Source organism: Acidobacteriota bacterium (assembly GCA_038040445.1).
Lineage (GTDB): Bacteria > Acidobacteriota > Blastocatellia > UBA7656 > UBA7656 > Onstottus_A > Onstottus_A frigus.
Map to the genome: position 1 here is coordinate 375,363 of JBBPIG010000002.1, position 11,425 is coordinate 386,787.

General features: G+C 56.9%; 7 protein-coding genes. 4 read left to right on the forward strand and 3 right to left on the reverse strand.

All coding sequences use genetic code 11. From position 1 onward, the window contains the following. Window positions 1-3: 3 nt before the first annotated feature. The 3 genes from AABO57_03780 to AABO57_03790 form a co-directional block, all read right to left on the reverse strand. Window positions 4-2,727 (reverse strand): protein kinase, encoded by a 2,724-nt coding sequence (locus AABO57_03780; GenBank protein MEK6284837.1) that lies wholly within the window; start codon window positions 2,725-2,727, stop codon window positions 4-6. A gap of 79 nt (window positions 2,728-2,806) precedes the next feature. Beyond that, entirely contained in the window at window positions 2,807-5,485 is a 2,679-nt protein-coding gene (locus tag AABO57_03785) for a protein kinase (GenBank protein ID MEK6284838.1), read from the reverse strand. Beyond that, complete coding sequence (locus AABO57_03790) at window positions 5,475-6,098, reverse strand: sigma-70 family RNA polymerase sigma factor (GenBank protein MEK6284839.1); 624 nt, start codon at window positions 6,096-6,098, stop codon at window positions 5,475-5,477. The genes AABO57_03785 and AABO57_03790 overlap by 11 nt, the downstream gene beginning before the upstream one ends. Window positions 6,099-6,568: 470 nt before the next feature. Between AABO57_03790 and AABO57_03795 the strand changes: the two genes are divergently transcribed. The 4 genes from AABO57_03795 to AABO57_03810 form a co-directional block, all read left to right on the forward strand. Then, window positions 6,569-7,600 carry a hypothetical protein gene (locus AABO57_03795; GenBank protein MEK6284840.1) on the forward strand — a complete coding sequence of 344 codons (1,032 nt, stop codon included), beginning with the start codon at window positions 6,569-6,571 and terminating at the stop codon, window positions 7,598-7,600. A gap of 71 nt (window positions 7,601-7,671) precedes the next feature. After that, window positions 7,672-9,150 carry a kelch repeat-containing protein gene (locus tag AABO57_03800; protein MEK6284841.1) on the forward strand — a complete coding sequence of 493 codons (1,479 nt, stop codon included), beginning with the start codon at window positions 7,672-7,674 and terminating at the stop codon, window positions 9,148-9,150. A gap of 70 nt (window positions 9,151-9,220) precedes the next feature. Beyond that, the gene (locus AABO57_03805) at window positions 9,221-10,666 is read left to right on the forward strand and encodes a kelch repeat-containing protein (GenBank protein MEK6284842.1); all 1,446 of its coding nucleotides are present in this window, start codon (window positions 9,221-9,223) and stop codon (window positions 10,664-10,666) included. 123 nt (window positions 10,667-10,789) lie between these two features. Beyond that, the coding region (locus tag AABO57_03810; GenBank protein ID MEK6284843.1) for a VCBS repeat-containing protein at window positions 10,790-11,425 on the forward strand (636 nt) is incomplete at its 3' end.

Genomic DNA, 11,425 nt, shown 5'->3' on the forward strand with positions numbered 1-11,425 from the left:
ACCTCACGGCGTTAGGTTCATCTTCCGCAGCAATTCAGCGTATCGCCGGTCTGAGCGCAGGCTATCGAACATCGGTCGGCTCTTGAGGCGATATATCAGCGGTGTGCGCTGCTCATAACCTTTTTCCAGCGATTCGAATGCTCTATCCTTATCGCCGAGACCCGTGTAGATGATCGCAAAGTTATAAGGCGAGATGTAGCGTTGCTTTTCCAGCCTCTTCTGCTCGTTGAGTATTTTCAAGGCCTCATCGCGCCTGCCCGCCACCGCATAAGCGTATGCCAGCATCGGGTGTCTATCCCATCGTTCCGGTGCGTTATCGAGGGTCACGGCCGTTTGTATCTCCGCGACGCCCTCCTCATACATCTCCTTTGCTAGATAAGTCTCACCAAGGAGAGCGTGCGGTTGAGGTCTATCCGGGTTCTTATCCAGCACCTCCCGGTACAGCTCAATTGCCTTGTCATACTGGCGCGCAACCAAATACGCATTAGCAAGGCCTCCGGCTTGACTCGTTGGGTCAAGTTCCACAGCCCGTTTCGCATAGGGAAGGGCGTCATCCGGTCGCCCAACGCTCGACAGATAATTGGAAAACGCGATGTTAGCTAGTGGGGAGTTCGGGTCAAGCTCCAGAGCTTGTTTGAGTTCTTTCTCTGATCCCGCCCAGTCGAAATTACTGTACTTAGCCACCCCCAGGAAGACATGACCTTCGGCAAGTGTGTCATCAAGCTCCAGCGCTTTTAGCGCCGCCCCCTCGAGTTTTGGCAAGTACTCATTCGTGGTCCAGAAGCCACGATTTACCATAAAGTAATAGGTATAAGCTAACCCGGTATAAGCCAGTGCATAGTTCGGGTCTTTTTCGATGGCTTGCTTGTAGTAATCAATGCTTTTCTCAAATGCCTCTTTTGTTTGCTTACGGAAGTAATGTTTGCCCAAAATGTAAAGCTCATAAGCCTCGGTGTTCTCGGTGTACGGTTTAGCCAGTTGGTTTTTCTGTTCGCCGGAGAGCCGCAGCCGCAACCCATCTAAAATCTGCCGCGCGATCTCACCTTGAACGACGAGGATACCCGACAGCTTGCGGCTGTATTGCTCGCCCCACAGTCGGCGGTTGTCTCTCACATCCACCAGCTCGGTGCTGATTGCCAGGCCATCCCCTTGCTGTGTCAGTCTGCCCATCAACACAGCCTTGACATTCAACTCGCGCCCGACTGCCTGCGGGTCTACCTGCTGCCCCCTGTAACGCAAGACCCTGTTGAGCGAGATGACTTTCAGGTTAGGCAACCGTGAGAGGCTGTTGATGATGCTGTCGCTGATGCCGTCCGAGAGGTATTCGGTGTTGGGGTCGGCGCTCACGTTGACGAAAGGCAAGACCGCTACCGAATCTATCGCCTCGCCGCTTCTGGCCGGGTAGAAGAAATATGCGACGGCCGCGACGGCAACGACAACGGCTGCTGCCGCGAGTACCGCGCCGCGCTTATGGCGCTTGATCTCACTGACCAGATACTCGGCGCTCGATGTCGTACGTGCCGTCGCACCATCACCAGTCGTTGCGGCAGACTCCGAGACAGTCTCGACCGCCGCCTGACTGCCGCTTGTTGTCGTTATCTTTCCACCGTTTCCATCCGGCTGAAGAGAGCGACTCAGCCGCGCCTCGACCTCCAGCTCTTGCTTCAGGCTCTTTAGATCAACCGACAGTTCACTGACCGTCTGGTATCGCTCCTCCCTGTCCTTGCATAGCGCCTTCGCTACAATCCGCTCCAATTCGGCAGGGACGTTCTGCGCGAACCGCGCCAGCGGCAACGGCTCGTTCTGTAAGATCGCCGCTATCACATCACTCGGCGTCGCCCCCTCGGAGGGGCAGCGCCCGGCCACCATCTCATATATCACCACTCCCAGGCTGAAGTTGTCGCTGCGCGCGTCTACCTTCAGTCCGCGCGCCTGCTCCGGCGACATATAACTCACCGTCCCAAGCACCAGCCCTGGCGTCGTGTCCACATCCACAACAGTCGTTGACTCAGAACCCGAGCGACTCTGCCTCTCTGTAAGCTTCGCCAGCCCGAAGTCCAGGACTTTGACCAGCCCGTCGCGCCGGACCATGACATTCTCAGGTTTTATGTCGCGGTGAACGATCCCCGCCTCGTGCGCGGCTTCAAGGGCGCTCGCGATCTGCGCCGCCACATCGAGCGCCTCACCTACCTCAAGCTGAGCGCCGGACAGGCGCTCTCGCAGCGTCTGGCCGTCAATGTATTCGGTGGCGATGAAGTGGCGCCCGTCTACCTGGCCGACCTCGAAGATCGTCACGATGTTCGGGTGGTTAAGGCTTGAGGCGGAGCGCGCCTCCAGCTCGAACCGGCGCACACGATCAGGTTCTTCGGTGAATTCTTTTGGCAGAAGTTTGAGCGCGACCTTGCGTCCCAGATGGGTATCTTCGGCCAGGTAGACTTCCCCCATCCCGCCTGCCCCAATCAATGACAGCACGCGGTAGTGGCTGAGGCTCTGGCCCATCAGCGATAGATTTTGCCTTCCGGCGACGAGCCCTGCCGCGACCTCAAGGGCGGGCGCAGCGAAGTAATTGCCGACTTTATCGTGGGCACGGAGCAGCGATTCGGCTTCGCGGCGCAACTCTTCATCTGAGCCACACGCTCCATCGAGGAAGGCAGCCCGCGCTTCAGGCTCGATCTCTAGAGCCGCGTGGTAGAGATGACCGGCTTTCTGGTAACGCTCGGGAGTCATCCTCTTCCCCCTTCACTCAGCTCTCTATAAAGCCAGGCTTCGGCCAGGCTCCAGTCGCGCATCCCGTTCGCCCTTTACCTCACTTCAACGCAACGCGCCTGACCAATTCATCGAATCGCGGGTCATCGCGGAGGGCATCAAGACTCGGGTCGATTCGTAAATACGGCATGCCCCATTCGCGTCGTTGATACGATCTTTCCAGGTATTCAAATGCTTTATCCTTGTCCCCTGTATGGACGGTCAAACACGCTTCCAGGAAGTAAGAGCGTATTTTGCCTTCATCAAATCTTTTGACTCGTTCACGCCCGACACCGTGCCATCCCGATGTTTGATATGCTTTCTTATAACCTTGAACGGTTTCTTCGTCTGTTTTCAGTACAGCCTGCCATTTCATAAACCATTCAAAGGCTTCGGCTTCGTTGCCTTGCACGTTCAATGCGGGAACAAGCCAGGCGTAAGTTGCAACAAAATTCGGATCGATTTCTGACACTCGTTTGAATTGGGTGATCGCTTCTGGATAGCTCCGGGCATAATACAAGCTGACACCATAATTTCGCTGGATAAATAGCGACGTCGGCTCAAGGTCTATCGCGGTCTTAATTTCGGCAATGGCTTCGTCAAAACGTCCGCGACCATACAGGTAACGCGCATACATGTCATGCGCCCGACCCGAGTTGGCGTCCAATTCGATGGCGCGTTTGCATTCCCGTTCGGCTCCGTCAAGATCCCATTCGTAGAAAAATTTGTTCTCACACAAGGCGCTATGCGCGTCAGCCAGATTTTCGTCCAATGCTAATGCGTTATTTATCGCTTCAATCGATTTTTTATATTCTTCATGTGTGTTACCTCCGAAATTGCCAAGAGCGCGGTGTACATGCGCCTTTCCCGCCCAAACCCGGGCATAATTAGGGTCAAACTGAATGGCTTGCTCCAAGAGCCCAACCGCCTTTTGCGCGTCCGCCACGGTTCTTTTGTCGTATAGATACATCCCCTGCAGATAGAGCCGGTACGCGTCTTCATTGGTCGTCCCGCGCTTGGCCGTCGGATTGCCTGAAGTAGTTGAGAATCGCGCCAGCAATTTGTTTCCAACCTCGCCCGCAATCGCGTCCTGCATCGCAAAAACATCACCCGCGTCTTTCTCGATCAAATAAGTTTGTTCAATCTGCTCGCTCGCCACATTCAAAAGCTGTGCGGTGACGCGGATTTTCCCGTTTGCCAATTGATAACTCGACGCGAGAACGTAATCTACCCGCTGCTCCCGCCCGGCGGTAAGCGAGTCCTGGTTGATGTCGGCATATTTGCGTGTAGCGCTCAAGGGGCGGACGATAATACCCTTCATAGAGTTGATTCTGTGAATCAGGGAATCGGCGATACCGATTTCGTAAATCTCAACCCGGTTCGCTGTATTGATTGGTTTGAGCGGCAAGACGGCAATTGATTTCGTACCGTCCGCGCTCGAAGCTGTCTTTCCCCTATAGAAAAAATAATAGCCAATTGCAATTACGCCGACGAGCAATGCGGCTAGCGCAAATGCGGAAACCGGTTTATGGCGTCTGACAGTCACTGAAAAACCGTGCTGTGTTTCCGCGGTTTGTTTGTTCGCATCTCCCGTCGTCGCTTGCAAAACCGCGGTTGCCTTTTGTCTATCAGACGAAAGCGACCTTTCTAATTTGTTTTCCAGGGTGAGATTTTCTTTCAAGTCCTTCAAATCCGTGAGAACGTCCTTCATCGTTTCATAACGTTCGTCCCTATTTTTGCGGAGCGTTTTGGCAACGATACGCTTCAACTCGTCCGGCACATTTGAAGCAGAACCTGAAAGCGGCTGCGGCTCGGTATTGATCAAATTAGCGAAAGTTTCCGACAGCGAATCGCCCTCAAACGGTATTCGTCCCGCCAGCATTTCATAAATCACCACGCCGAAACTGAAAATGTCTGTCCGCTCGTCAACCCGTTCGCCTTTCGCCTGTTCGGGCGACATGTAATTAACCGTTCCCAGAATCACGCCTTTCGCCGTCTGATTCCTAGTGGTTGCGTCCAGTCCCATAAGAGCCTTGTTTTCTTGCTCGACAAGTTTTGCCAAACCGAAATCCAGAACTTTGACCAACCCGTCTGGCCGCACTATGACATTCTCCGGCTTTATGTCTCTATGCACGATCCCCGCCTCGTGCGCCGCTTTAAGCGCGCTCGCGATCTGCGCCGCCACATCGAGCGCCTCACGTACCTCAAGGTGACCACCGGACAGGTGCTCTCGCAGCGTCTGGCCGTCAATGTATTCGGTGGCGATGAAGTGGCGCCCGTCTACCTGGCCAACCTCGAAGATCGTCACGATGTTCGGGTGGTTAAGGCTTGAGGCGGCGCGCGCCTCCAACTCGAACCGGCGCACCTGATCAGGATCTTCGGTGAATTCTTTTGGCAGAAGCTTGAGCGCGACCTTGCGCCCCAGGCTGGTATCTTCGGCCAGGTAGACTTCCCCCATCCCGCCTGCCCCGATCAATGACAGCACGCGGTAATGGCTGAGGCTCTGGCCCGCAAGCGATAGGTTTTGCCGCCCGGCGACGAGCCCTGCCGCTATCGCAAGGGCGGGCGCGACGAAGTAATTTCCGACTCTATCGTGGGCACGGAGCAGCGATTCGGCTTCGCGGCGCAACTCCTCGTCCTCGCCGCACTCCCCATCGAGAAAGGCCGCCCGCGCTTCAGGCTCGATCTCTAGAGCCGCGTGGTAGAGATGACCGGCTTTGCGGTGACGCTCAGGAGTCATCTCTTCTCCCTTCGCTCAGCTCCCTATAAAGCCAGGCTTCTGCCAGGCTCCAGTCGCGGCGGACCGTGCCGACAGAGACTTTGAGAGCTTCGGCTGTCTCTTCCAGACTCAGCCCTGCGAAGAAGCGCAGCTCCACAACGCGAGCCTGTCGCGGGTCAAGCTTCTCCAACGCTGTCAACGCATCGTCGAGGGCCACAAGATCGGCGCTTCGCTCGGTTTCAATGTCGGCGGCCTTCGAAATAGAGACCTTCAGCCCGCCGCCCCCGCGTTTTTCGCGAGCCTGGGCGCGGGCGAAATCTACAAGGATGTGCCGCATGATTTGGGCCGCCAGCCCGAAGAAATGAGCGCGGTTCTGCCACTCGACATTTTTCCAATCGATCAGCCGCAGATAGGCTTCATTGACCAGCGCCGTCGTCTGCAGAATGTGGCCGGGGCGCTCGGCAACCATGTAGCGGCGGGCTATGCGGTGCAATTCTGTGTGGACCAGAGGCATGAGTTGATCCAGTGCCACCCGATCACCGTTGTTCCAGGCGACGAGCAGTTGAGTGATCTCGTGGGTTGAGGGAGTGTCCGTGGAACCCTCCGGTGTTGCGCGATGCGAGCAGGAGCCCAGATGCTAACGCCATAAGCTACCACACTCGCGCAATTGGCGCACCAATAATGCGATGAAGTCTTCCGGAGCAAAACAATACCCATTGAAAGCTTCGCAGATTCAGCCATCGCATCCTCTTGAGAAACCGAGTAAAGCGCGCGAAGCATTTGGCCAGTTGCGCCAGCGGTGAGTTCAGCTCGGAACAATATCTCGGAGTGCGTTAGCACTTTTTCGAGCAGGCGACGCCTTCATAGATGAGGGTGCCAAAAGCCCAGCAGAAACCAAGAACGACCCCCAGAATCCGCAGACCGCGTTGATCGGCAAGAAGGCGGGAAAGAAGATCACGGCCGGCGACACGCTGCAGGTTCGGAATACCAACGGAACTATTTCGCAGGAGTTCGTTTTCACCGTCTCATCACAGCAATGACACAAACGGATCCTTCGAACGGAGTGAAACAAATCCATGTCTAGAAAAGGAGATCAACAAAATCATGCCCAGGAAAACCATCAAGCCAACGCTCGCCCTCCGAGCAGCGAGAATATTCAAAAGGTCAATCGGTAATGGCATAGGACAAGCGATGAATGCACGACTGCTAGCATGCGCCAGCGTCGCGGTGGCGCTGGCCTTCACGTCGCTCGTCTCAGCGCAGCACTTCGGCGACTGGGGCGCGCCGGTGAACGCAGAATCGATCCCCGGCACCAGTTCGGAGCTAAATACGACGTCCAACGAGGGCTACCCGATCCTGTCGCCGGACGGTCTCAGTCTCTACATAGTTTCAGATCGGCCCGGCTTCACCGGCGTAACTGCCAACCTGGACATCTGGGTCGCCCACCGCGCCAGCAAGAACGACCCGTTGGGAGCCCCGGAGAATCTCGGCCTGCCTGTGAACAGCAGCGCTAACGACTGGTCCCCCACGCCGGTGCCGGGCCACGGGCTCTTCTTTGTCAGCGCGCGGAGCGGCGGCTGCGGATCGGACGACATCTACTTCACGCGCTTTAAACACGGTGCCTGGGAGGAGCCGCAAAACGTCGGGTGCCAGATCAACAGTACAGACAGCGAGTCGGGCCCGTCGTACTTCGAGGACGAGAGCGGACACGCCATCCTTTACTTCTCAAGCAACCGGGCCGGCGGTTTCGAACCCGGCGGCATCGACCCCGACATCTACTTCAGCGTCGATTTCGGCCCGGCGCAGCTCGCTCCCGGACTCAATACCGCATTCAACGATGTTCGACCGAACGTTCGCAAAGACGGACTCGAAATCGTCTTTGACTCGAACCGGGACGGCTTCACCGGCGTAACCCGCAACCTGGACATCTGGACGTCGAGCCGCGAGACCACCGCCGATGACTGGTCGACGCCAACCAATCTGGGCCCCCTGATCAACAGCGCGGCAACCGATGCGCGGGCGACGCTGTCGCGCGACGGCTTGACCATGTACTTCGGCTCAGGCCGCGCCGGCGGCGATGGGATGTCCGACATCTACATGACAACTCGCGAGAAACTTAAGGGTAATGGGCACTAAGACGAAGAGGGCGCGCCCTGGATGTGCGGAATAATGACGCAATAGAGATTCTTGGAAAGGATATTACTTCGATGGAAACTCTGAAATCTCATCCACAAATTGAGCGACTGCTTTGTTGGAAGAATCGAGCAAGCCTGGTGAAGCATACGGCTGGTGTGATACTGGCAGTGATCTGCTTGACCAGCGGGCTTGCTTTGCCGGGTTATTGCTGGAATCAGCAGTCTTCTTCCCAATCCGAAATTGTGCCAGCGGCGAATTCGGCTGGGAACAACACTGGCAACCTCAACGCAGCACGCCACAGTCACACGGCGACGCTGCTGCCCAATGGCAAGGTCCTAGTCGCGGGGGGCAGCGGCTTTGATAACCGCATCCTTAACAGTGCGGAGCTATACGACCCGGCCACTGGGACGTGGAGCTATACCGGCAGCCTCAACATACCTCGAATCGTCAACACTGCGACCCCGTTGCCTGACGGCAAGGTTCTGGTCGCAGGAGGATTTGATAACCTCGCTCTCAACAGCGCCGAGATATACGACCCGGCCAATGGGACGTGGAGCAGCACTGCCAACCTTAACACGGTCCGTTTTTGGCATACAGCGACACTGCTTCAAAACGGCAAGGTTTTAGTTGTGGGAGGCTCCGACTTGAATCTCCCTCTCAAGAGTGCGGAGATATACGACCCGGCCACCGGGACGTGGAGCGTCACCGGCAGCATCATAGCAGCCCGCTATGCGCACACGGCGACGCTACTAGAAAACGGCACGGTTCTCATCGTGGGAGGATCGGACGATGGTAACCTCGACTCCACCTTAGCGAGCGCGGAATTATACGACCCGGCCACCGGGACGTGGAGCGTCACCGCAAACCTCAATGCCGCCCCTATTTTTCACACGGCCACGTTGCTGCCCAACGGAAAGGTCTTAGTCGCAGGGGGATACAATTCGCCTCCGAGATCTCTAAACGGCGCGGAGCTGTATGATCCAGCCGCCGGGACGTGGAGCGATACCCGCACTCTCAATGCGGCCCGCAATAGTCATAGCGCGACGCTGCTGCCTGGCGGCACGGTCCTGATCGCGGGAGGAGATGATTGGAATCGCGGTTCCTTACTAAACAGCGCGGAGCGATATCACTCGGCCATCGGGATATGGGACACCACCACTAACCTCAGCACGCCTCGCTCTCATCACACAGCGACGCTACTGTCCAACGGCAAAGTGTTGGTCGCAGGGGGCCAAAGCGGCAGCACCCTCAACAGCGCGGAGCCCCTCAACAGCGCTGAGCTCTATGATCCGACGGCCCCAATCGCGATCCCAACGATCGTCAGCGCTTCGGTCGAGGGCAAGAGGCTCTTTGTCGTTGGCGAGAACTTTGACCCCGGCGCGGTGATACTGCGTAACGGAGTAGAGCAGACGACCAAGAACGATCCCCAGAATCCGCAGACCGCATTGATCGGGAAGAAGGCGGGCAAGAAGCTCAAACCCGGCGAAAAGCTACAGGTGCTAAACCCTAACGGCACCCTGTCGCAGGAGTTCACTTTCACAGGCTCGTAGGGCAGTGACAACGAAGCGAGCCGGTGCAAGAGATGAGGATCATCTCGACTTTATGACGAAGGAGAAACTTATGAAATCTGACTCACGAATTGAACAAATGCATCACTTGAGGAATCGAATCAGCCGCGCGAAGCACACAGCTAGTCTGCTCCTGGCGCTGGTCGGCGTGCTGGCCGCGACCGGTCAGACAGTCGTGTCGACGACTCAAACGTCAATGGGTGCCAGCATCCCTGGCGACCTGAACAAGCGCCGTTCTGCCCACACAGCAACTCTCCTGACCACCGGTAAGGTCGTCATAGTCGGAGGAGACATTGGTTCCGATGGCACGGAATTCCCGGATCCAGAGCTCTTCGATCCGGAGACCGGAACGTGGAGCGTTACCGGCAACCTCCAAGCGCCGCGTTTTGTTGGTCACACGGCGACCCTCCTGACTGATGGCAAAGTGCTCGTCGCCGCGGGCGCTGGGTGGTTTGATAACATTCCTCTTAACAGCGCGTGGCTGTATGATCCCGCCACAGGCAAGTGGAGTGCTACCGGCAATCTGATCACGACGCGCAGACTTCACACGGCGACGCTGCTTCCAGACGGCAAGGTGCTGGTAGCAGGAGGATTCACCGGCTTAACTGGCACAGTCTTTCTCAGCAGCGCCGAGCTGTATGACCCATCGACTGGATCATGGAGTGAGACAGGCAAACTCAACACACATCGCTACGGACACACGGCGACGCTGCTCCAAAACGGCAAGGTTCTGGTAGCCGGGGGAGACTCTCCCTTTGATACTGGCGTGCTCGACAGCGTCGAACTGTACGACCCAACGAATGGAACATGGAGTGAGACAGGCAAACTCAACCAACATCGCTACGGACCCACGGCGACGCTGCTCCAAACCGGCAAGATCCTGGTTGCGGGGGGCGTAGACAATGCTACCTTAAGCGATGAATACCCCCTGATCAGCAGCGCGGAGCTATACGACCCAGACACCGAGACGTGGAAAACGACAGGGAGCCTCAACACGCGTCGAGCGGGAGATCCGGCGACTCTCCTGCACAGTGGCAAAGTCCTGGTTGCAGGAAGGTACACCGCCGAGTTGTACGACCCGGAGACCGGGACCTGGAGCCTCACTGCTAGACTCAACGCGCCTCGCTCCTCTCACACGGTTACTCTTCTGCCTGACGGCAGGGTCCTGACCGCCGGAGGGGCTAGTTCGACTGGTTTCCCCGGCTTACTCAACAGCTCCGAACTGTACGACCCAGACACTGAAACCTGGACGGGCCGCGGAGTCCCAGTAATTACCGGCACTTTGGTAACCGGCAAGAAGCTCGTCCTGTTTGGCGAGAACTTTGGCCCCGATGCCGTGATGTTGCGCAACGGTTTCGAGCTGCAAACTAAGAAGTCGGAAAATACAAGACAACTGGTCGCAAAGAAGCTGGCAAAGAGGATCAAACCGGGTGACAAGCTCCAAGTGTTGAATCCCAACGGCGCACTCTCGCAGGAATTCATTTTCACAGGTTCATAGATCAATCATAGCTATGACGCAATAGAGATTCTTAGAAAGGAGATTACTTCCATGAAAACCCTGAAATCACATCCACAAATTGAGCGGCCGACTGCCAGATTCAGTCAGAAAAGGAGATCCAAAATGCAACGACGAAGCTTTCCCACCGTCTCGATTCTGCTGGGCACGGGCGCCAACACTGCTCTACCGGGCGATCCCTTTCGCCTCGGCTTCATCCGTCTTTCGCGTGTTCTGTGGCTCAGCCTGCTGCTCGTGGTTATGTTGGGCGGACTGCTTGAACCAGAGGCGGCGGCCCAAACCGTTTCGTTCGGGGCAAAGACCGACTTCGGCACGGGCGACAGTCCACGCTCAGTCGCGGTGGGCGATTTCAATGGCGATGGCACGCTCGATCTGGCGGTGGCGAACGCTAATAGCGCGACCGTCTCGATTCTGCTGGGCACGGGCACGGGCAGCTTTGGGGTGAAGACCGACTTCGGCACGGGCAACAATCCACTCTCAGTCGCGGTGGGCGATTTCAATGGCAATGGCAAACTCGATCTGGCGGTGACGAACATTAATAGCAACACCGTCTCGATTCTGCTGGGCACGGGCACGGGCAGCTTTGGGGCGAAGACCGACTTCGGCACGGGCTTCGGTCCATTCTCAGTCGCGGTGGGCGATTTCAATGGCGATGGCGCGCTCGATCTGGCGGTGGCGAACTACTATAGCGACACCGTCTCGATTCTGCTGGGCACGGGCACGGGCAGCTTTGGGGCGAAG